At 69.8% G+C, this 21,376-nt stretch carries 19 protein-coding genes and 2 pseudogenes; 9 read left to right on the top strand and 12 right to left on the bottom strand.

The window, feature by feature from the left end; genetic code table 11:
• The first annotated feature begins 68 nt into the window (after nt 1–68).
• Nucleotides 69–737, top strand: a complete 669-nt coding sequence (locus AB0I94_RS25325; RefSeq protein ID WP_363311926.1) for a TetR/AcrR family transcriptional regulator — start codon at nt 69–71, stop codon at nt 735–737.
• Nucleotides 738–913: 176 nt separating this feature from the next.
• Nucleotides 914–1,081: pseudogene (locus AB0I94_RS25320) on the top strand (transposase); the annotation flags it as partial.
• Nucleotides 1,082–1,438: 357 nt separating this feature from the next.
• On the opposite strand, the gene AB0I94_RS25315 reads toward AB0I94_RS25320, so the two are convergent.
• Together AB0I94_RS25315 and AB0I94_RS25310 are read right to left on the bottom strand one after the other, a co-directional pair.
• A complete protein-coding gene (locus tag AB0I94_RS25315) occupies nt 1,439–2,236 on the bottom strand; it encodes an inositol monophosphatase family protein (RefSeq protein ID WP_363311925.1) in 798 nt (265 codons plus the stop codon).
• A gap of 387 nt (nt 2,237–2,623) precedes the next feature.
• Nucleotides 2,624–3,136, bottom strand: a complete 513-nt coding sequence (locus tag AB0I94_RS25310) for a class I SAM-dependent methyltransferase (RefSeq protein WP_363311924.1) — start codon at nt 3,134–3,136, stop codon at nt 2,624–2,626.
• Between the two features lie 39 nt (nt 3,137–3,175).
• Here AB0I94_RS25310 and AB0I94_RS25305 point away from each other — a divergent pair, with 39 nt between their 5' ends.
• From AB0I94_RS25305 to AB0I94_RS25295, 3 genes are all read left to right on the top strand, one after another.
• Nucleotides 3,176–3,616 carry a MerR family transcriptional regulator gene (locus tag AB0I94_RS25305; protein WP_363311923.1) on the top strand — a complete coding sequence of 147 codons (441 nt, stop codon included), beginning with the start codon at nt 3,176–3,178 and terminating at the stop codon, nt 3,614–3,616.
• Nucleotides 3,617–3,709: 93 nt separating this feature from the next.
• On the top strand, nt 3,710–4,003 hold the full coding sequence (locus AB0I94_RS25300) for a hypothetical protein (RefSeq protein WP_363311922.1): 294 nt from the start codon (nt 3,710–3,712) through the stop codon (nt 4,001–4,003).
• A gap of 263 nt (nt 4,004–4,266) precedes the next feature.
• Nucleotides 4,267–5,163 (top strand): aminoglycoside phosphotransferase family protein, encoded by an 897-nt coding sequence (locus AB0I94_RS25295; protein WP_363311921.1) that lies wholly within the window; start codon nt 4,267–4,269, stop codon nt 5,161–5,163.
• Between the two features lie 174 nt (nt 5,164–5,337).
• Here AB0I94_RS25295 and AB0I94_RS25290 read toward each other — a convergent pair whose 3' ends face one another.
• On the bottom strand, nt 5,338–6,165 hold the full coding sequence (locus tag AB0I94_RS25290; RefSeq protein ID WP_363311920.1) for an alpha/beta hydrolase: 828 nt from the start codon (nt 6,163–6,165) through the stop codon (nt 5,338–5,340).
• 69 nt (nt 6,166–6,234) lie between these two features.
• Between AB0I94_RS25290 and AB0I94_RS25285 the strand changes: the two genes are divergently transcribed.
• Nucleotides 6,235–6,690 carry a helix-turn-helix domain-containing protein gene (locus AB0I94_RS25285; protein WP_363311919.1) on the top strand — a complete coding sequence of 152 codons (456 nt, stop codon included), beginning with the start codon at nt 6,235–6,237 and terminating at the stop codon, nt 6,688–6,690.
• A 485-nt stretch (nt 6,691–7,175) separates the two neighbouring features.
• Nucleotides 7,176–8,657 (top strand): MFS transporter, encoded by a 1,482-nt coding sequence (locus AB0I94_RS25280; RefSeq protein ID WP_363311918.1) that lies wholly within the window; start codon nt 7,176–7,178, stop codon nt 8,655–8,657.
• Between the two features lie 148 nt (nt 8,658–8,805).
• On the opposite strand, the gene sigJ is transcribed toward AB0I94_RS25280, so the two are convergent.
• The 7 genes and pseudogenes from sigJ to AB0I94_RS25245 form a co-directional block, all read right to left on the bottom strand.
• A complete protein-coding gene (gene sigJ / locus AB0I94_RS25275) occupies nt 8,806–9,897 on the bottom strand; it encodes an RNA polymerase sigma factor SigJ (protein ID WP_363311917.1) in 1,092 nt (363 codons plus the stop codon).
• A gap of 243 nt (nt 9,898–10,140) precedes the next feature.
• Nucleotides 10,141–10,842, bottom strand: a complete 702-nt coding sequence (locus AB0I94_RS25270; protein ID WP_363311916.1) for an NAD(P)H-binding protein — start codon at nt 10,840–10,842, stop codon at nt 10,141–10,143.
• Nucleotides 10,843–11,193: 351 nt separating this feature from the next.
• Nucleotides 11,194–12,453 carry a threonine/serine exporter family protein gene (locus tag AB0I94_RS25265; RefSeq protein ID WP_363311915.1) on the bottom strand — a complete coding sequence of 420 codons (1,260 nt, stop codon included), beginning with the start codon at nt 12,451–12,453 and terminating at the stop codon, nt 11,194–11,196.
• Between the two features lie 445 nt (nt 12,454–12,898).
• Entirely contained in the window at nt 12,899–13,126 is a 228-nt protein-coding gene (locus AB0I94_RS25260; RefSeq protein WP_363311914.1) for a DUF5133 domain-containing protein, read from the bottom strand.
• A gap of 269 nt (nt 13,127–13,395) precedes the next feature.
• The gene (locus AB0I94_RS25255) at nt 13,396–13,689 is read right to left on the bottom strand and encodes an SgcJ/EcaC family oxidoreductase (RefSeq protein WP_363311913.1); all 294 of its coding nucleotides are present in this window, start codon (nt 13,687–13,689) and stop codon (nt 13,396–13,398) included.
• A gap of 46 nt (nt 13,690–13,735) precedes the next feature.
• Nucleotides 13,736–13,957, bottom strand: a pseudogene (locus AB0I94_RS25250) (aldo/keto reductase); the annotation flags it as partial.
• Between the two features lies 1 nt (nt 13,958).
• Entirely contained in the window at nt 13,959–17,180 is a 3,222-nt protein-coding gene (locus AB0I94_RS25245; protein WP_363311912.1) for a BTAD domain-containing putative transcriptional regulator, read from the bottom strand.
• Nucleotides 17,181–17,357: 177 nt separating this feature from the next.
• Between AB0I94_RS25245 and AB0I94_RS25240 the strand changes: the two genes are divergently transcribed.
• Together AB0I94_RS25240 and AB0I94_RS25235 are read left to right on the top strand one after the other, a co-directional pair.
• The gene (locus tag AB0I94_RS25240; RefSeq protein ID WP_363311910.1) at nt 17,358–18,383 is read left to right on the top strand and encodes an NADP-dependent oxidoreductase; all 1,026 of its coding nucleotides are present in this window, start codon (nt 17,358–17,360) and stop codon (nt 18,381–18,383) included.
• Nucleotides 18,380–18,952 carry an NAD(P)H oxidoreductase gene (locus AB0I94_RS25235; RefSeq protein ID WP_363311909.1) on the top strand — a complete coding sequence of 191 codons (573 nt, stop codon included), beginning with the start codon at nt 18,380–18,382 and terminating at the stop codon, nt 18,950–18,952. Before AB0I94_RS25240 ends, AB0I94_RS25235 begins: the two co-directional genes overlap by 4 nt.
• Here the strand turns inward: AB0I94_RS25235 and AB0I94_RS25230 are convergent.
• A complete protein-coding gene (locus AB0I94_RS25230; protein ID WP_363311908.1) occupies nt 18,887–20,092 on the bottom strand; it encodes a protein kinase in 1,206 nt (401 codons plus the stop codon). The two genes, AB0I94_RS25235 and AB0I94_RS25230, sit on opposite strands and share 66 nt — an antisense overlap.
• A 339-nt stretch (nt 20,093–20,431) precedes the next feature.
• Nucleotides 20,432–21,358 (bottom strand): LysR family transcriptional regulator, encoded by a 927-nt coding sequence (locus AB0I94_RS25225; RefSeq protein ID WP_363311907.1) that lies wholly within the window; start codon nt 21,356–21,358, stop codon nt 20,432–20,434.
• Between the last annotated feature and the right edge of the window lie 18 nt (nt 21,359–21,376).

Below are 21,376 nucleotides of genomic sequence, written 5' to 3'. Positions count from 1 at the left end.
CCACTACTGCGACAACTGTTACTTTAAGATCCTGACATGATCCAGCCCACCGAGCAACCGGATTCCCGATGACAGACCGAGCGGACAACCTGCCGGAACGCCGTCTACCGGAACGCGCCCGCCCCGCCACACCGCCCGACCGCCGACCGGGCGGCCGCACCGCCCGCATCCGCGCTCAAGTACTCGACGCGGTCCGCGCCGAACTCGGTCAACACGGTTACGAGGGGCTCACGATGGAGGGCGTCGCCGCCCGCGCCGGCGTGCATCGCGCCACGGTCTACCGGCGCTGGCAAGACGTCGGTGGCTTGCTCGCCGACCTCCTCGACGCCGCCGGCGAGGACGACTGGGAGCCCCCGAACACCGGCTCCCTGCGCGACGATCTGACCGCCCTCAACGACGAGATCCAGGAGTCCCTGGTCACACAGCCGTCGATCCCCGAAGCCCTGATGGCCGCCTCGTTCCGCTCCGCGAAAGCCGCCCAGGCCCAGCAGCAGCTGTGGGAGGACCGGTACGCGCGCTGCGAGGTCCTCGTCGAGCGCGCCGTCGAACGCGGTGACCTCCCGCCGCACACGGACGCGCGGCGACTGCTCATCGCCGCCACCGCACCGGTCTACCACCAGCTAGTACTCCTACGGACCGCTCCTGATCCGCAGTTGCCCGCTCACGCCGCCACCACAGCAACCCTGGCCGCCGCCGCCGGAGCGTTCAGCCGCCCTGCGGCAGGTGAAGAATCCTGACGGTCTGCCTGCCCGCGCGGCAGCATTGGACGGTCAACCTGTCGTTTGACCCGTGACCTCGAACGGTGTCTCGTACTTGGTCCCTCACCTGGAGGTTCATCGGACGTGAAGTCGGCCTCCGCCTGATTCTGCGCTCCGACCAAGGAGTGCACGCGAATCAACCGGAGGCCATGCAGATGAGTCTGCTGGGGGGGAAGCCGGAGGGCGAGGCGTTCGAGACGCTGTCACGCTTCCGGGCGGAGCTGTACGCGTCGATGGCCGGACGGGCAGACACCCTCTTCGAGCCGGCCGACGCGCTGTTGTGCAGTGACGGTCCGGTTCGGACGCTGGTTGATCTCGCGCTCGCTCGGATGAGGTCGCACGACAAGTTGAGAGCCTGCCTCTGAACCCCTGCGTGCGCCCCCACGCCCGGCACGCACGCTCACCGTACGCACGCCGCGCGCGACCGTTGCTGCGCCCGCGCTCCGCGCGAACGACCGGGTTTCAAAGACAGGCTCCTGTTCGTCTATGGGAGTTATTGCAAGAGGCTGCCGATGGGCGCCGCGTCGCATTCCGTCGCGCCCGCCGTGGTGATGCCGCCGACTGAGCCGGGCAACCACAGAGAGCCGAAGGCGCTCACCGCAGCGAGAAGGGCACCCACTGTGGCAGTTCCTCCACCTTGCAGCCCGGCCCAGCCCGGCAAAACCCATGCGGTCGCACAGCTAGCTTCGGCTGCGCAGCATCGACATCAACAGCCCGTGGGTCTCCTCGTCTGCGGCGACCACAAGCCCACGCCCCGCCTCGCCAATCGGGGCGCCATCGACCCCGGTGACCACGCAGCCGGCAGCCCGGCACAAAGCGATACCGGCAGCGAAATGCACGCTCTCGGAGAGGTCGCCGCCATCGGTGACATACGCGGCACGCTTGCCGGCAGCCACCCAGGCCAGCGCCAGGGTCGTGGACACGACCCGAGGCCGGAAACGCTCGACGAACTCAGGTCGGGCCAGCAGGTCCACGGCCCGGAATCCCGGCGCGCTCGGGAACGGCGGATCAAGGTTGACGTCCACCAATCGGGTAGACGGCGAGGGCGTGAGCAGTGCGTCGGCACCGTCATGCCGCACCCAGGCGGTCTTCCCATCGGTGAAGAAGACCTCGCCGCTGAACGGGTCGGCCACCGCCGCCGCCCCCTCGCGCAGTGCCACGTTGACGGCCACCAGCATGTTGCCGACCGCGTAGTTCAGCGTGCCGCACAGGGGGTCCACCAACCACTGCCGCACAGCGTCGGCGAGACCCTGCTGCCCGCCTTCCTCACCGAGCACCGCATCATCGGGCCGTGCGGCGCGGATGACGCCGAGGATCGCCTCCTCTGCCTCCACATCGGCGGCGGTGGCAAAGTCCCCGGCACCCTTGTCGATGCGGCTGAGCCGCTGACCGTACAGGGAGCGAACCACGTCCGCGCCGGCCCGCGCCCCGGCTATCGCGACTGCAGCATCGTCGGAGCTCGCGTATGAGTCGATCATGCTCTACAGACTATCGAGGCGAAGCTGTCCCACCGGTGAACTTACCTACCCGGCCTGAGCACTGGGCGAGTTGGCGTACGCGCGGCACGATCGTGCAGAGTCGCCGGCTGAGAAGGGTTCGCCGTCCACACAGTCAAGTCTGTGAAGCGCTCGGCGCGGTCCCAGGCATCTGGCCCGGCCGCTCCGAGCAACGCCCCTCCCCCACAACGCAATCGAGAAGAGGAGGAGCGTCAACAGCATCACCGCGTTCCGAGCGGGCCTGCCCTGCGTCCGGCAAGGGGTACGCGTCGGAGGGCACGTCGCTCCCAGGTCCGTAGCGACACATGGCAAGAGGCGTTCGCCTGGGTGAGCCGATCGCGCAGTTCCCGGCCGGCTCGGGCGGCGGTGTCAGCGGTGGCCCCGGCGCGGCGGGGCTGGCTGGCTGGCTGGCGCGATGCGTCCGCCCGGACGGAGCAGACCGCGCAGCTCGCAGAGCTGTTGGGTCGGGTTGGGCCAGAACCCCAGCGAGTTCACGGCCACGATGGCGTCAAGCGTCTTGTCGAATCGCGGCAACCGGTCCACCGAGGCGCGCAGCAGTGTGACCCGCTGCGTGCGGATGGCAGCCGCGTTGCGCTTGCGGGTTTGGCGAACCATGGCGTCAGAGTGGTCGATGCCGTAGACGTGTCCTTTGCTGGCGCGGCGGGCCAACTCTGCGATGGCCAGGCCGGGGCCGAAGCCCACTTCGAGCACACGATCGGTGGGTTGGACCTCTAGCAGGGACACCACCCACAGACTCCGCTGCCGGTTGGAGGCGCGGTGTGCCATGACCCATCCGACCAGCCGTCCGGGCAACCCTTGCGGGCGGCCGAACTGCCGCACGATTTTGGTGGTCACGTACTGCTTGAGCGACGTCGATGTCATGGGCGCCACCCAACAGCTTCAAGTACCCTTGAAGTCAACATGATGGAGAAGCAGCCTACGAAGCAGTTGACGATCGGTGAGCTGGCCAGGACCACTGGAGTCGCTACCTCGGCGTTGCGCTACTGGGAAGAATTGGGCCTGGTTCCCACCCCGGCCCGGGTCTCAGGCCAACGGCGGTACCCGGCTTCGGCAGTGGGACTGGTCGGGCTGATCCTGCTCCTCCGAGACGTCGGTTTCACACTGCGCGAGGCCAAGGCGCTTGTCGCCTCTCGTTCCGATGATCCCAGCGCCTGGCGAGAACTCCACCAGCGCAAGCTTGCCGAGCGCGACGAACACATCGCCCAAGCCCAAACGGCGCGCACCGCCATCGCCCACGCACTGGCCTGTCCACACAACGACATCCACAGCTGCCCCAACTTCACCAGCGTCCTCGGTGCCCGCCTTGCCGGATCACCCCTCCACGAGGCTCACCCCCACTGACGACGTGGACAACGCCCGACTTGAGCGCGCGACAGGTCCGCGGGAAATCCGTGTTCCACCGACAGCCCGCCGTAGCGTTCGTAGGATGCCCGGATGCCCAAGCCGATACCGATGAGCCGCCGCAGATGGATTGCCACGTGGGCGGTGCTGTGTGTGGCAGGCCTCGCCACCACCGTCGCCCTGAACGCCTCCGCACCACGGGACCCGCAGCCCAAGAACCCCGTCAGCGCCGAATGTGGCGAGTACATCGCGGACATCGAGATGCAGCTGGCCAAGGCCAAGCAGGAAGGCCAGGAGGACGGGGTGCTGGCCTTCTCTCGAGTCCAGGTTGACACCAAGGACGACTGCCGCGACGAGCTCCGCAACCACTTCGGTAGCGATCGGTGAGCCGCGGTGCCTGGCTCGCCACGATGGCAGGGCTATCCCTTGTCGCTGCCGGGGCGATCATCGCTGAAAGCGCAACGCCAAAACCGGAGCCGCGGCCCACGCCGCCGCGGGTCTACTCCTCCTGCCTGGCAGCGGACACCAAACCGATGCCCGCGGACGACGACCCGTGCGACGGCCGCTGAAGAGGGCCTGTGCGACTGCCCTCCCCTGCAGGAGGGCAGGACACCCCGCTCCCCCCTGCCGCCTCGGTACTGTGACTTCGCATGACCGCCTCCGAGATCGAGATCACCGCAGACCTGGTCCGCGACCTGCTGCTGGCGCAACATCCAGACCTTGCAGGGCTGGCCATCCGCGAGGTGGCGGGCGGCTGGGGCAACCAGATGTGGCGACTCGGGGACGAGTTGGCCGTGCGCATGCAACGCATGGACCCCACACCGGAGCTCCAGCTCAAGGAGCGGCGGTGGCTACCCGTGCTGGCCCCGCGCCTGCCGCTCCCGGTGCCGACCCCGGTCCGGTTCGGCGAACCGTCCGAGCGCTTCCCCAAGCACTGGACCGTGATGACGTGGGTTCCCGGCGAGCCGCTGGACCACGGCTCGATCAGCCGCGGCGCCCACGCGGCCGACACGCTGGCGGACTTCCTCCAGGCGCTCCATGTGGAGGCGCCCGCCGAGGCACCGATCGCTACGGACCGCGGCGCCCATCCCAGGAACTGCACGGACGGTTTCGAGAACTTCTTCCAGGCCGTTGCCCCCGATGACATCGCTGCCGACGTCCGGGCCGTCTGGGACGACGCAGTTGCGGCCCCCGTGTGGGAGGGCCCGCCGGTGTGGGTGCACGGCGACCTCCATCCCGCGAACGTCGTCGTCTCGGACGGAACGCTCTCGGGCATCGTCGACTTCGGTGACCTCTTCGCCGGCGACCCGGCGTGGGACCTCGCCGCCGCATGGGTGCTGCTACCCGCGGGCACGGCCTCACGGTTCTTCGACATGTACGCGCATGCAGACGAGGCGGCGATCCGGCGCGCCCGCGGACTGGCCGCTATGAAGAGCCTCTTCCTGATGCTCATGGGACAGAACGGGGATCGGGGCCTTCCCGGCGGCAAGCCGAACTGGGGACCTGCGGGCCGGGCGGCACTTGATCGTGTTCTGAAGGGCGTTTGACGCACGCTTCTTTGAACTCGTTCTCGATCTTGGTTGAGGGCCGTACGGAGAGCCCTCCCCCGTGGGTCCTTCGAGTAGGACGCGTGGTGGGGATGCCAGGGTCCACGAGCAACTGCCCGCAGCGGGCAGCGGCCATCACGGCCTGAGGAGATCGGTCCGGGCCCTCCAGCGTTGTCAGCCCAGGAAGTTCATCAGCCGGTCGTTCAACTGGGTCGGCGCGGTGAGGGGCAGGGAGTGGTGGGTAGCTTCAGGGAGCAGTGCCACCTCGCCCTGCGGCAGCATCCGGCGGGCCCTGGCGGCGGCCTTGAGGGAGCGGTGGGCGCGGCTTTGCTCGGCGAGCAGGACCAGCACCGGCATGCGCAGGTCCGCGGTCCGGGGGCGGCCGCCGGCGATGAGCTTGCGGCCGGGAACGGTGGTGGCCAGCGCGTAGAGGCGCTGCCAGGTCTCGTCCGGGCGGGCCTCTGCCGTCTCCCAGGCCAGGAAGGCGCGGGCACGGGCCTGGCTCGGGCGTATCAGCGTGGGCAGCGCGCGCAGCAGGTAGCCGGGGCGGAACCCGGTGAAGACCTGGGTGGGATCTACGAGGGCGAGACGGTCGACCCGCTGCGGTGCGTGCAGTGCGTACTTGACGGCCAGCCAGGCACCGTACGAGTGACCGCACAGGTGCGTCCGGGCAAGCCCGAGCCCGTCCAGCAGCCCGTCCAGCCAGGCTGTCAGATCGTCGGCGTTCTTCAATGGTGTGCCCCGGCGTTCGGTGCGGCCCGCGTCTCCCAGCAGATCCACCGCGTGGACCCGGTATCGCTTCCCGACAGCCCGGGCGTTGGCGAACCAGACCAGGCCGGTGGCCGAGCCGCCGGGCAGGAGCACCAGTGGGCTGCCGTCCGCCGGACCGTACACGTGGACCCGGGTGCGCCCGTACGGCGTGACGACGTCACGCTCCTCGGTGGACTCGGGCCAGCGGGCGCGGAGTTGTTCGTAGGCAAGGTCGAAAGCGGACTCGGACACCAGGCTTTCCTCTCGCTCAGCGATAATCTCGGTCAGCGAGATATTAGGCGAGGACCCGAGGGAGTGTGTATGGACGAGCAGAGCCCGGTGATGGAACTGGTTCACCTGCTGCGTGCGGTGACCGTGGAATTCGACCTGCTCGGCGCCGAGTTCGCCGCGGCCCACGGGCTGCATCCCACCGACGTGCGCGCACTGATTCACCTGCTGGACGCGGCACGGGCCGATACCCGTGCCACACCCGGATGGCTCGGCGAGCAACTGCACCTGAACTCGGCCGGGACCACCGCCCTGCTGGATCGCCTCGAGCGGCTCGGACTGGTCCGGCGCCGCAGGGACACCGCCGACCGGCGACGCGTGCTGCTGGAAGTGGAGGAGAAGGCCACTGAACTCGGCTGGGCCTTCTTCGGGCCGGTCATCAGCGAGATCGTGAGGGCCGCGGAAGGTTTTGAGGCAGGCGAGTTGGAGACAGTGTCTCGCTTCTTGACCTCGGTCAAGGAGTCCACCGGGCGAACGCGTTCAGCCTGACAGGGCGGAGATGCGCGGCGTGACGGTTAGTGACCGGAGCACAGTGTCAGTACCTTCGGTGAGGTGACGGCTGATGGCCACAGGACCGGAGCCATCTGCGCTCGGGGCTCACGGCCCAGGTTCCGGCAGGCCCGGTAGGCCTCTGCCCTGTCACCGGGGAGGGTGTGCGGAGGGAGCTGCGGGTGTCGTATCGTGGGAAAGTTGCTGCGCCGGAGACATCGGCGGCAGCATCAGGCTTCCTGTTCCTTTTGTGGCGATCTTGAGGTGTTTTTATCCCCCAGGCCCGGTAGCGGTCCGCAGTTCCCCCGCGTGTCGAGTGTTCGCACGTGTCCGGGGGTCGGACTCGCGTTGGCCTGAGTTGCGTCGCCCACCGCCGTATGTCGTTACCCGGGTGCAGCTCTGCCGTCTGCCCCGGGTTTCGTGATTTCCGGCCCCGGCGCGGCTGACTGCTGAGCTCCCCGATTCCTTGGATCAGGAGTCCCCCAGTGTCGTCCCCCGCGCTCGGCAACGAGCCACAGCACACCACCGAGCCCTCAGCTCACACTCCACCGGGCCGGCCGCCGAAGCTGGCCCTGGCCGCCCGGATCGCCCTCGTGGTGCTCCTGGTGGCCGAGCTCATGGACATCCTCGACCAGTCGGTCGTCCTCACCGCCCTGCCCGCGATCCAGTCGTCGACCGGTGCCGGACCGGCGGCGGTGCAGTGGCTGACCGCCGGCTACTCGCTGATGGTCGCCGTCGGACTGATCACCGGTGGACGGCTCGGCGACATCTACGGCCGACGCAGGATTCTTCTCATCGGCACCGTCGTGTTCACCGTGGCCTCGCTGCTGTGCGGCCTTGCCACCGGTCCCGGCGTACTGATCGGTGCCCGCGTGCTCCAGGGTGCCGGAGTGGCCTTGATGATCCCGCAGGTCCTGGCCACCCTCCACGTCACCTTCGACGGCGAGAACCGCAGCAAGGCCTTCGGCCTCTACGGGGCCGTCCTGTCGCTCGCCAACGTCCTGGGACCGGTTCTGGGCGGCCTGCTCACCGAGGCCGACCTGTTCGGACTGTCCTGGCGGCCCATCTTCCTGATCAACGTGCCCGTCGGCCTCGCAGTGATCCTCCTGGGGCGCAGATTCATCCCCGAATCGACCGTCCAGCGGGCCGACCGGCTCGACCTGACCGGCATGCTCCTGTCCGCACTGGCCATCGTCCTGATCCTCTTCCCGCTCACTGAGGGCCACACCCACCACTGGCCGCTGTGGTGCTTCGCCATGCTCGGCGCGGGCCTCCTCGTGCTGGCCGTCTTCCTGCGCCACCAGCGGCGCAAGCAGAACAACGCCCCGCTCGTGACACTGTCCGCCTTCCGGGGAAGGCAGTTCACCGGCGGGCTGTCCGCGCAGTTGATGCTCGGCCTGCTGTGCGGCCTGTTCTTCATGACCTGGAGCCTCTATCTCCAGCGCGGCTTGGGCATGAGCCCCTTCCAGGCGGCCGTGGTCTTCGTGCTGCTCGCTCTCGGCGAGCTGGCCGGTGCGACGACCGCGGCGAAGAGTGCCGGGCGCTTCGGTCGCCGGATGCCGCAGGCCGGAGCCCTGATCGCGCTCGTCTCGATGCTCGCCTACGGACTCCAGATCAGCAGCCGACGGGCCGACCTGACCCTCGTCGGGACGACCGTCCCGGTGGTACTGATCGGCTTCGGCCTCGGCATGGTCGGCGGACCGCTCGCCGACATGACGCTCGCCAAGGTCCCGCACGAGAACGCCGGCTCCGCCTCGGGCCTGTTCAACACCGCGATGCACCTGGGCATCGCCCTCGGCACCGCGCTGACCGCCCTCGTGTTCTTCGCCACCACCAACGGCTCACCCGACGAAGCACTCAACCGTGACGCGTTCACCAGCGTGCTGTGGTGGGTCGACGGCACCCTCGCCGTGATGTGGGCCCTGATGTTCTGCCTGCCCAAGCAAGCGAACAACCAGGCCGACTGAGCATCCTCCCCCGACGGCGGCTCCTGCGGCTCCGGGCGTCGCCGTCCCCTCCCCTCGCGCCCTTCAGTTGTTCCGCGGGGCCGGTCACGGGAGACGCCGACCCAGTTCGGCGCCTGCCCGCTGTGGTCCCATGGCTGCTCGCGCCGGGTCAGCTTGTGCGGTTCTCTCCGTACTGCCGAGCCCGGGCGATGGGCTCGGGGCGGCCCGGAGCCGGATCCTCCTCCGGAGCGTTCCCCTCGTCGTCCGGCCGTACGTGGGTGAGCTTGGCGGGGTTGGTGACGATGTAGACGCCGGAGACCTGGTCGCCTTCCGGGGTGAGATCCATGACCATCACGGCGTAAGGCGAGTCACCTGTGAACAGCACCGCCGCGTCGTCACCGTTGACGCGCCGGTAGCGGATGTCCGGCTTCTCGGCGCGCCGCGTGGCGTAGCCGGACAGGAGGCGGGCGGCCTTCTCACGGCCGTGGACCGGACGCGGTCCGGCCGCCTGCCTCGCCCCTCCGCCGTCGATCCAGACCGTCACGTCCGGGGCCAGGATCCCCATGAGCGCGTGGATGTCGCCTCCGAGGGCGGCCGCGACGAACCGCTCGGTCGCCTCCCGCCGGACACGGGGGTGGGCGCGGTAGCGGGGGCGGCGGGCATGGACATGGGCGCGGGCTCGGTGGGCGAGCTGACGTACGGAGGCGGCGGTGCGGTCGAGCATGACGGCGGTCTCGGTGTGGGGATAGCCGAACACCTCGTGGAGGACGAACACCGCCCGTTCCAGCGGTGTGAGGGTCTCCAGGACCACCAGCATCGCCATGGAGACGGAGTCCGTACGTACCGCGTGGTCGGCGGTGTCCGGGGCGAGACCGGCGGCGTCATCGGTGACCAGAGGTTCGGGCAGCCACGGCCCGACGTACGTCTCGCGGCGGGAGGCGATGGCGCTTTGCCGGGCGAGCGCGTGGTTCACCGCGATGCGTACGAGGTAGGCGCGCGGGTTGCCGATCTCCGCCAGCGGCGCCCGGCGGTTCTTGCCGGACCAGGACAGCCAGGTCTCCTGGAGCACGTCCTCGGTGTCGGCGACGCTGCCGAGCATGTTGTAGACGACGGAGAACAGCAGCTCGCGGTGGTCGATGAAGAGCCGCGTCGCGGTGTGCGCCGGGGCATCCTCCCGCTCCCCCGCGCCGGGTCCGCGCGGCGCGTCCTGAGCGGGTCCTGCCCCGGCCCTTGCCGGGCTCTCATCGGGTGTGGCTGCCATGGGTCGCCCTCCTGTCCGGCGCTCACTACTGAGAGGGACGGGACGGCCGGAGTGTGACATCCGACCCGGCGTAGGCGGCGCGACATGACACGGGTCGCCGGCCGGCTGTTCACAGTTGTACGCGCCCGATGTACGCGCCCGAGCCGGACGCCTCCAGGACGGTCGAGAGCACGGAGGCTGTCGCAGCCCCTCTCCGCCCGGCACCCTGGGCGCCCGCCGCACTTGATTCCGGCGGATCCGGATTCACTTCCTGCCTTCTCCGAACGCCTCGTTCCGGAGGACATCGAGGAAGCTCGGAACGCCTTCCGTCGTGCGGACATCGACGAAGGCGCGTACGTGAGTGTCGTCGGCCGCCTGACGCAGCAGCGCGTTTCCCAGATCCGCGCGCGAGGTGAAGCGGCCCGGCAGGCGTGAGGTGGCGAACTGGTAGTCGCTGACGGTATCCGTGTCGAAGAGACCGGCGGGGCGGATGATCGTCCACGCGCGATCGCTGTCGCGCACGATCCCCTCCATGCGCCGCATGTCGTCGTACACGGAGCGTCCGATGGTGCGCGCGATGAAGGGTTCGAGCACCTTCCGGAAGAAGAAGGTTTCGCCGGGTGCCGCCGCGCCGAAGAGCACGGTCGAGGTGACGCAGACCAGGCGCCGGACGTCGTGCTTCGTCATGGCCTGCGTGATGTGGGTGATGCCCTCGGAGTACACGGTGACGGGGTTGCGGCTGTAGGGCGCCCCGAGCGTCGAGAGCACCGCTTCCTGCCCGGCCACGGCGCGTTGCACAGCGGCGGGGTCGCGCACGTCCGCGCCGACCACCCTCAGTCGCGGGTCACTCAGTGGAAACGCCTCAGGGCGGCGTGTGACGGCGGTCACCGTGTGCCCTTCAGCGATCGCCTGCCCGGTGGCCTGTCGTCCGGTCGGTCCGTTCGCCCCGAATATGGTGAGTTTCACGCTTCTTCCCCTCTCCCGCGGACGATTCTGCCGGTGCGCTGGAGAGTGCACGTGGTGGCGTCGTCCAGACTGGTCTCTTTTCATGTGGGAGGAGAGCGACGGCACCGAATGTGACATCCCTCCGCTCGGATGGGACGAACCGCAGGTCGATCAGATGGGCACTATCGGCGAGGAAGTCCCGGTAGAGATTGTGGAAGCAGGGCGCCGCGGGTGCCGGCCCTCTCCATGAGGACGGCGGGCGGCCCGTGGCAGGTCCTGCCGCGGATTGTCGCTGCGCCGCGGCCAGGCCCCGGCAGACTTCTTGGCCTCTGCCGCCCGCTCCAACGAACCACCGGTTGGCGAACGCGACGGTCAGCGTGGTTGTTCGGGCCCCGCGGTGTCCGGGGCTGGGCGGCCGGCCCGAAGCTGCCTGATGAGCAGGTATATCTCCCCGGCAGCACAGACCCCCACGGCCAATGCCAGACAGGTGCCCAATGCCTCGGCGAGGCTGTCCAGACCCAAGGCGAGCCGGTTGTCGGCCGTCTCCCGCAATCCCCGGTACATGACCATGCCCGGAAGCAACGGGGCAACGCCCGGCGCAACCAGGGGCAGGGCCGACACACGTTTGGGGCGGGCGGCCAGTTGGCCAAGTACACCGACGACGACGGCTGCCAGCCCCGTGGAGAACAGGCGCGGGAAGCCCATCTCGCGTATCTCCACGAAGGTGGCGAGACCGGCGACGCTGATCAGAGCGATCGCGGGCCAGGCCCGGCGGGGCACGTTCATCCGGGCGGCCATGGCGACGGCGAACACCGGTGCGCCCACCACGCGCCAGGACAAGGAGAGTTCAGGGTCGTTCGAGGGTGGATCGAGGGGGGCGCCTGCCCGCAACTGGGCCACCAAGGTCAGGGTGAGGATGGTTCCCGCGACGATGCCGAGGAAAACGATGCACGCATCCAGGAACCTGACGTAAGCCGCCAGATAATGCCCGGTCAGGCTGTCTTGAACGGCGCTGATGATGGACAGAGAGGGCAGCATGGCCAACAGTCCGCCGACGACGACTGCTTGAGCCTGTACATGGCTTTCCAGGTCAAGAAGTGCCGCCACCAACGCGGCCGGTACTGCCGCGCAGGCGAACCGATAGAAAGTGGGCACACCGTATTTGCCGAGCCAGGCGGCGACCAGCGCCCCCAGGGTGGCCGCGGCCAGGGAACACGCGGTGATCACGGCGTCGCCGTCCACCAGCACGGTGCCCCCTGCGGCCACCAGCCCGGACTGCAGCACAGCCGTCCGCACGCGCCGGGAGGCCGACGGCTTCGCCGCAGGCCTGGCTGCCGCCACGATCGCCGCGGCGCGGTTGCGGGCCTGCGCCAGTGTCAGCCGACCGTCGTGAATGTGCTGGACGAGCTGGTGGGTCCGTTGGAGAGCGGTGAAGTCGGTGGCCTGCGAACGGAGCGGACGCGAGACGGTGACGGGCGCGTCACCGTTCTCGGAGCGGTAGGTCATGGAGACGACGGCGAGCGTGACATGTGGTTCGCAGTGGCGCTGGTCGTACGCCGCGGCCGCCACCAGCATGCCGGCTTCGGTCTCTTCGGCCGACGCTCCGTTCGCCAACAGCCCCTCGCCGATCATGAGGGCCAGATCGAGGGCTTCGGTACGAGCGTCTCCGGCGACGGTTTCGGGGTGCTCCCCGGCGGCTCCTGCCCGCGTCCGTGTCAGTACCTCCTGGAGCCAGGGCAGCGACTTACTCGGCACGGGCGACCCTCGGGTAATACTCCGGGCAACGGCATGAATGTGCTGCGCGAGGGCTCGAGCAGGTCGCGATCGCTCCGCCCGATGCGAACCGCTGCTTCCTCACGGTCATGGGGGATTGCTCCTCGTCACTGATGGACCGGACGTGGCCAGGGCATCACGGCATCGCAGCCCTCCATGGGACGTGCATCGCAGCCCTCCATGGGACGTCGGTCATCCATTACCTAACAGATCCGTCGGTCCCGCATGTCTGTCGGAACGCCAGCCGCCTCCCCGGCCCGCAGGCTCTGGATCATGGTCCCGCGGGCTCGCCGTGCAGGGAGGTTCAGGCGGTGAGGAGCGAATCGTCCCTCACGCGAGCACCGGGCAGCTGATGGCGTGCGGCGACGAGCGCGGCGTCGATGTCACGGGTGCCGGTGGACACGCACAAGGTGTAGGCGATGTCGTCCAGACGCTGTCGGGCCTGCTCGGTGCCGCTCTCGGCGTGCAGCGTCCGCAGCGCCTCGTACTCCTCGATCAGCTCTTCCAGGACCGCGGGGTGTGCCATGAGCATCGGGATTCTCCCCTTTCATGCCATTCAGGTTGGTCTGCACCGACTACGGTGCCCCTGACGCAGGAGGCCTATGCGTTCGAATTACGGCCGGATTCGCCGCGGTCACGTAGCCGGCCAGTCCCGTGCCCTCCTGTCCTGTCGCAGGGCATCCGTGAGACGACGGGCTTTCGACCTGCGGAGTCGCCATGTCGTTTGGGAACGCTGATGGGTCGGTTTCTCAAACGGCATGGCTTTCGCGGAAAGCGCGCTCTGGGCGGCACAGCGGCCGCTCAGCGGACCGGCGTCGTCTGGGCCAGGGCGATGCGCCAGTCGTCGCCCTGGCGGGTCAAAACGTAGGTCATGACACCGACCGAGGGCAGCTCGGGCGAGCTCTCCGTCTCGGACCGTTCGTCATGGACGGTCTTGGTGAGGCTGACGACAGCGACGTCTGGGGTGGTGAACCGGATGTCGTCGACCTCCAGCGAGCTCCGGATGTCCTTGAACGGTGACGAGAGCGCTTCGGTCATGGCCGAAGCGAAGGCCTCACGCCCGAAGAGGCGCCGCCCGGCCAAGTTGACGATCACCAAGTTCGCCGTGTGCAGCGCAGGCAGCACGTCCGGGTCGATCTGCGCCTCCCTCCTGGTCCCGGGTCGCGCCGACCTTGGTCACGATGTGCAGCGCGTCGGAGTACGAGTGCAGGGCTTCGCGGATCAGCTGGTTGGAGATGTGCGGCCCGTGGGCGTCGGCGGTGTCGATGTGGGTGATGCCAAGGCCGACGGTCTCGCTCAGGACGGCGAGTGCGCCTTCGCGGTCGGCGGGCGGGCCCATGACCCAGGGGCCGGCGAGCTGCATGTCATCCGTGCGCTGTCGGCGGCAGAGTTCGTCCCCGGGCGGTCGCCGTCTCGAACTCCGCCTCGCCCAGCGCCCCTCTCGCCAGCGCCGCCGCGCGCTCCACGTCGGCGCGCTCGGCCGGGGGCAGGTCGGCGTTCAACGAGGTGCGCAGCGCTTCGGCCGTGCCCAGGAGTTCGGCTGCCGTGGTCATCGTTCCCCCGAGCGCATGCGCCCCCGCCAGCCCTTCCAGGGCCATGGCCACCGCTCGCGGGTCCGCCGTCCTGCGGGCCGCCGCCAGGCCCTCCCGGTGGAGCGTCAGCGCACCAGCCGCGTCACCACGCTGCTCGGCGACGTAACCGAGCTGCGCGAGGATCAACGCGGCGCCGGAGTCGACACCGAGACGGCGGTTCCAATCCAGCCACGGGCGCAGGTGCTTCTCGGCGGTGTCCAAGTCCCCGCGGCGGCGGGCGCCGAGAGCCAGGCCCGTCTCGGCGAACTGTTCCGCGGGCCGGTGCGACTGCTCCACCGCCAGGCGGCGCGCTTGCTCGTGGTACTCGGTGGCGCGCGCGTCGTCACCGTTGAGCAGCGCCACGCGTCCGAGTCGGGCCAGACGGAAGGAGACGTCGGTCCACAGTTCGAGCTCCTGCGCGCTGCGCACACCGTCCTGGTGCAGGCGGGCCGCCTCCTCGTACGAACCGGCGATCTCTGCGAGTACGCCCAGGTGTTCCGTCGCTCTCAGATGCCCCCAGCGGTCGCCGAGTTCATCGAACAGCGCCGCGCTCTCGTGTGCGTTGTGCCGCAGCTCCGCCAGGTCGCCGCGGTAACCCGCCCGAGTCGCGCGGGAGTTGTGGACCGCGGCGATACCCCAGCGGTCTCCCCTCGCGCGGAACTCGACCAGCAGCCCGTCGAGCGGATCCTCCGGTGGCGCCCCGACGTCGAAACCGCATCGGGAGAAGTCCACCAGCCACCGGGCCCGGGTGTCCGCGCCCTCGAAGCTCTCGTCGTACGAGCTGTCCCCGCCAAGCGTGCCGTCGCCCGTGAGCAGCGCGAAGGCCGCGCGTCTGGCGCGGGCGCTCTGCCGGGCGGTGTCCGGGCCGCCCGGGCAACCCAGCGCCAGATCCAGCGCACGGCACGCCTCCCCCAGGCGCCCGCGCAGGAACCAGTACCAGGACATGGCGTTGACCAGGCGCAGTGCGAGTGCCGTGTCGCCCACGTCCACGGCGGTGTCGAGGGCCGCGCCCACATTGGCGGCCTCGCCGTCGAGCGTGCGCAGCCACCGGCGCTGGTCGGGGCCGTAGAGGTGCGGCTCGGCCAGCTCGGTCAGGTCGGCGACGTAGGCCGCGTGCAGCAGGCGTGTCCCCGTGGTCTCGTCCGCCGCTTCGAGACGTTCTGCGCCGTACGCCGTCACGGATTCGAGCATCCGGTAGCGGGTTTCGCCGGACGCGGCGCACGCCGCGTCGGCCACCACCAAAGAGCGGTCCACCAGGCGCCCGACCAGGTCGAGCACCGCATCCGTGGGCACCTGCCCGACCGCGCACACAGCTTCCGCTCCACCGAGGTCGAATCCACCCCGGAAGACGGACAGTCGGCGCAGCACGCTCTGCTCCGGAGCGGTCAGCAGCTCCCAACTCCAGTCGATCATCGTGCGCAGTGTCCGCTGGCGGGCGGGGGCGTCACGGCGTACCTGGTTGAGGAGGCGGAAGCGGTCGTGCAGCCGGTCGGCGAGGGAGTGCACGTCCAGAGCCCGCACCCGGGTGGCGGCCAGTTCGAGAGCCAGCGGGATGCCGTCCAGGCGGCGGCAGATGAGGGCGACGGCTTCGGCGTTCTCGTCGTCCAGCTCGAAGCCGGGTGCCGCCGCACGCGCTCGGGCGGCGAACAGTCGTACGGCGTCGGTCTCGGCCAGCGGCGCGATCGCGTCCAGGGTCTCGCCCGCGATGGCCAGCGGTTCCTGGCTGGTCGCGATGGTGTGCAGGCCGGGCGCGCGGCTCAGGAGCCGGCGGACCAGATCGGCGACGGAGTCGACGACGTGCTCGCAGTTGTCCAGTAGCAGCAGCATCCGCCGCTCGCCGACCGCTGCGGCGATGCGGTCGGCGCTCATGCCGGGCGTCGCCCCGACCGCCTGCCCGGAATCCGCGCTGGAAGGGGAGTCGTCACGTACGCCCAGTACCGCCGCGACGCTCTCCGCGACCGGCGAGCTCCCGCTCCCGACGGCGGCGAGTTCGACCAGCCACACCCCGTCGGGGAAGGAATCCGCGAGCCGCGCCGCGGCCTCCAGCGCCAGGCGCGTCTTGCCCACGCCGCCGGGTCCCGTGAGCGTGACCAGCCGTGCCTCGCGAGCGAGGGCGCAGACACGACGGACCTCTTCCTCGCGCCCGATGAGCCTGGTGACGGAAGCGGGCAGATTCGTACGGGGCGGTGCGTTCGTGCGGGGCGGTGCGGCGGGCGGCTGCCCGGGGACATCGACGGCGGCCTTGTGCGCGGCGGGTCCGGCTGCCAGCGCGGGGTCCTGTTCCAGGACCGACTGGTGGAGCGCGACCAGCTCGGGCCCCGGGTCGAGACCCAGCTCGTCGGCCAGCCGCTGCTTGAGGTCCTGATAGGCGTCGAGCGCTTCCGTCGGCCGCCCCGCCCGGTACAGGGCTCGCATCTGGGCGGCACGCAGCCGCTCCCGCAGCGGGTGCTGGGCTATCGGGCCGGCCAACTCGTCTGCCAGCGCGGCATGTTCACCCAACTCCAACTTCCGCTCGGCGAGCTCCTCGATCACCGTCAGCCTCTGCTCCTCCAGCCCGGCGGCGTCCGCCTTCACGAACCGCGCGTCCTGGAAGTCGGCATAAGCGTCCCCGCGCCACAGATCCAGTGCTTCCGCGAGCAGCGTCACCTTCGCACGCGTGTCGTCGGTGGCGCGGGCCGCGGTGGTGAGCGCGGCGAACTTGGCTGCGTCCACCGCCTCGTCGGGGACGCCCAAGGCATAGCCCGCGGGCCCGTACACCACCAGGGCGCGGGCTCCGGTCTCGGCGTTGTCCAGGACCCTGCGGAGCTGGGAGACCTTGGTCTGCAGGGCGTTGACCGGATTGGCGGGCATGCTGCCCTCCCCCCACAGGTCGTCGATGAGGCGGTCGACGGCGACGGGCCGCCCGTGGTGCACCAGCAGACAGGCCAGCAGGGCACGCACCTTGGGCTCGGGTACGGCCACGGCAGCGCCGTTGTCGGTCGTCACCTTCATCGGTCCCAGCACGTCGAATCGCATGCCGCTCACGCTAATGCGTTGCCTGGACGGGCTGTTGGGCGGCGTCCGGAAGGGCTGCTGGGCGGCGTCCGGAAGCGCTGTCGGGCGGCCGTGCGTGATCCGTCAGCGGTTCGTGCGCGGTGCCCTCCAAAGTGGCCACATCAGCCCGAACGAAACGACTTGAAGAGGCAGCAACCCATGACCGAGACACTCCGCTCCCGTGAGATCCACCTCGTCTCCCGCCCCGTCGGCGCCCCCGTCCCCGAGGACTTCGCCCTTGTCACCACCTCCGTGCCCGAGCCCGCCGACGGGCAGGTCGTGATCCGTAACACCTGGATGTCCGTCGACCCCTACATGCGGGGCCGCATGGACGACGCCCCCTCCTACATCCCGCCCTTCGCCCTGGACGCCGCGATGGAGGGCAGCGCGATCGGCGAGGTCGTCGCCTCGCGTGACGCGTCCATCCCGGTCGGCGCGACCGTTTCCCACTTCCTCGGCTGGCGGGAGTACGCCGTGGTGGACGCGGCCGGAGCGACGGTGGTCGACCCGGCCCTGGCCCGCCCGCAGGACTACCTGGGCGCTCTGGGCACCACCGGCCTGACGGCGTACGCCGCGCTCACCCGGGTCGCGCCGGTCAAGGAGGGTGACGTCGTGTTCGTGTCCGCCGCCGCCGGGGCCGTCGGCAGTGTGGCCGGGCAGCTGGCGAGGAAGCTCGGCGCGTCCCGGGTGATCGGTTCGGCGGGCGGCCCCGCCAAGACCAAGAAGCTGCTGGACGGCTTCGGCTACGACGCGGCCGTCGACTACCGTCAAGGCGCCCTCGCCGAACAGCTGGCCCAGGCCGCCCCCGAGGGCATCGACGTCTACCTCGACAGCGTGGGCGGCGACCACCTCCAGGCCGCGATCGGCACGATACGCCCCGGTGGCCGCATCGCACTCGTCGGCGCGATCAGTGGTTACGACGCGACCGAGCCCGCGTCGGGTCCCAACAACCTCTTCCGAGCGGCGGCCAGGGAAGTCACTCTGCGCGGCATGCTCGTCAGCAGCTACTTCGAGCTCTTCCCCGAGTGGATCGGGAAGGCCGCCGCCTGGCTCGCCGACGGTTCGCTGCACACGCAGGAGACCGTCACCGAAGGCATCGAGCAGGCGCCGGCCGCGTTCCTCGGCATGATGCGCGGGGCGAACACCGGCAAGATGCTGGTCCGTCTCGAGGGCGGCCGTCGATGAGCAAGCGCGCGCTGGTGGTCGTCGGCCACCCCAGGTCGGACTCGCTCACCGCACAGCTCGCGGAGCGGGCCCGCGCCCGGCTCACGGCGGACGGCTTCAGCGTCGACATGCTCGATCTGCACGCCGAGAGCTTCGATCCGCTGACCTGGCCGGCGGATGAACCGGACTGGGAGAACCGGGACAAGGAGTACACCCCGGAGGTACGGGCCCATATGCGCCGCGTCGAGGCGGCGGACACGATCGTCGTGGTGTTCCCGCTGTGGTGGTTCGGGCTGCCGGCCATCGTCAAGGGCTGGATCGACCGGGTGTGGAACTACGGCTTCGCGTACGGGCACAGTACCCCCCGCCTGCGGGGCAAGCGGATGCTGTGGCTCGCCCTGGTCAGCTACGAAGAAGAGCAGTTCCTTGAGCTGGGATGGGACGAGGTGGTGGGGCGGACCCTCCGCGACGGGATCTCGCGGTTCTGCGGCATCGAGAACGCGCGGGTCCACTTCGTGTACGACTCACTGAAGGTGGGCGCGGGGGCGCTGAAGGAGGCGGATGTGGCACTGGAGGCGGTCAAAGGGTAGTCGGGGCCTCGAAGTCGCCGGGCAGGTCGGTGTCCGGTTCCCGTTCGGTGAGGTGCCGAAGGCGCGGTCAGTGCGAGGGGTCCGGCCGGTGCTGGTCGGGCCCGTCCTCGGGCCGGGTTCCCCCGTGTCGCGGCTGTGGCGTCGGCTTTGGCGACAGCCGCGCAACCGGACCGCGCCCCGATCCCCGTCCGCGGCTTCGCCGCCCCGTTTTGGTGGCGGTGCGTCGGTCCTGGTGGCGGACCGTTTTGGTGGCGGTGCGCCGGTACTGGTGGCGGACGCTTCCGGTGGCGGTGCGCCGGTACTGGTAGCGGACGCTTCCGGCGGCGGTGAATCGGTTCCAGTGGCGGACGGCGGCGGCGGTGAATCGGTTCCAGTGGCGGACGGCGGCGGTGGCGGTGCATCGGTCCCGGTGGCAGACGGCAGTGGTGGCGGTGCATCGGTCCCGGTGGCAGACGGCAGTGGTGGCGGTGCATCGGTCCCGGTGGCAGACGGCGGCGGGCTCGCCGCCCCCGCCTCCCCTTCCTCTTCCTCCGCGCCCGCGACCAGCTCCGCGACCTCGTCCTCATGGCGGCGCACGAGCCCCGACACCGGCTCCCGCTCCCACCACGGCGAGTCGGCGGCCCGCGCCCCGCACCAGGTGAGGATCTCCCCGACCGGCGGCCGGTCCGCCGGATCCCGGGCGAGGCAGCGGCCGAGGAACGCGCGCCAGGAGGGTTCCGGCACGCCTTCCAGGTCGGGCTCGTCGTGCAGCGTGCGGTACAGGACCGCGGGCGCGCCGCCCATGCCGAACGGGGCGCGACCCGTGGCCGAGAGGGTCAGGACCGCGCCGAGGGCGAACACATCGGCGGCGGGGCCCGGCTCACCGTCACGGGCCAGCTGCTCCGGGGCGATGAAGCCGGGCGAGCCGATCGCCTCGTCGGCGGCGGTCAGGCTCTCCTCGGCCGCGCTCTTCGCGATGCCGAAGTCGAGGACCTTCGGGCCGTCCCGGCCGATGACGATGTTCGACGGCTTCAGGTCACGGTGCGTGAGCCCCGCCGCGTGCACCCCGGACAGCGCCTCCGCGAGTGCCGCGCCCAGTGAGGCGAGTTCGACTGCGCCGCCTTGGCTTCCAGCGTGACCAGACGCGGCCCGGACGCGCATTTGCGGGTGTTGGTCACCAGCTCACTCACCACCAGCTGCCCCCTGTCCATCACACGGCTGGAGACCGGAAGTTCCTGAAGGGCTCGCACGTCCGTCAGGAAGGCGCAGACCACATCACGAGCGGCGGGGCGCCTGATCGTCCTCGCCGCAGACCATCTTCGCCGCAGACCGCCGTAGAGCGCCCACCACCAGGACATACACCCAGCGAAAGAGGGGTCCAGCAACAGCCTGCCACGCACGGAACGAAACCACCCAACTCCGGCGTATCGCACCGCGGTTACCTTGTCACCGGCTGGGCAACGGCCGAGCGCGGCGATGTCACCTGTAGCGTCCCGGTACTCAATTCCCCTTGGGTACACGGCCTAGCGTCGGCCGTAGGGCCGGTGCATGGCGGGCCAAGAAGTCCCACAGCTGGTCGGCGACTGGTCCGTGCGGGCGGTCGCGCCGGCGAGCTGCCGAGAGTTCCTCGACCACACCGGGAAAGTGCCGTCCGGCGATGGAAATCAGGCTTCCGTCACGCAACTCGGTCTCGATCATGAATCGGGGCACGTGTCCCCACGCCATGCCGTGCAAGATCAGCTCCTTCTTCATGAGGTGGTCAGGAACGGAGCTCCGGGGCGCGCCTTCGACCAGGAAATGGCCTTGTTCAGACGGATGCCGCGCCGAATCCCGGACCACGCATTGAGTGAAGGCCTGCATCCGCTGCGGTGTGATGTCGGTGTCCGGGGGGAAGGGCAGGAAGCCGGGCGCCACGACGGGCACCAGCGCGACGCGGCCGAGATCGATCCACTCCATCCGCACGTCACTTTTGGGGACGCGGTGCACGATGAGGTCGGCTTCGTCCTCCAGCAGCCGCTCCCAGGGCCCGGTGACCGTCTCGAACTGCAGGTGCAGTCGTGTCTGCGGGCACTGCGCGAAGAAGCGGCTGAGTTTCTCCAACACCGGTGGCAGTGGGCACAGGTCCCCGAGCACCACGCGCAGTTCGGCTTCTTCACCCATCGCCAACTGCGCGGCGTAGGTCTGCAGCTCCTCGGCCTCGTGCAGCAGGAAGCGAACCTTGCGGTGGAAGGCGTGCCCCGCCTCGGTGAGCTGAACCCGATAGCCCGAGCGATCCAACAGGTCCAGACCCAGCTGGCGCTCCAGCTTGGCGACTGCCGCGAACACGGAAGGGTGCGAGCGGTGCAGCCGCTCGGCGGCGGCCTGGAAGCCGCCGTCGAGCACAACTGCGTTGAAGCACTGCAACTCGTGGAGCGTGAAGTTCGACATTGTTCAGCGAGCTTACAG

The organism is Streptomyces sp. NPDC050147 (genome assembly GCF_040660195.1).
Lineage (GTDB): Bacteria > Actinomycetota > Actinomycetes > Streptomycetales > Streptomycetaceae > Streptomyces.
Note: the sequence above shows the minus strand (reverse complement) of the source record. Positions and strands in the feature narration are given on the sequence as shown.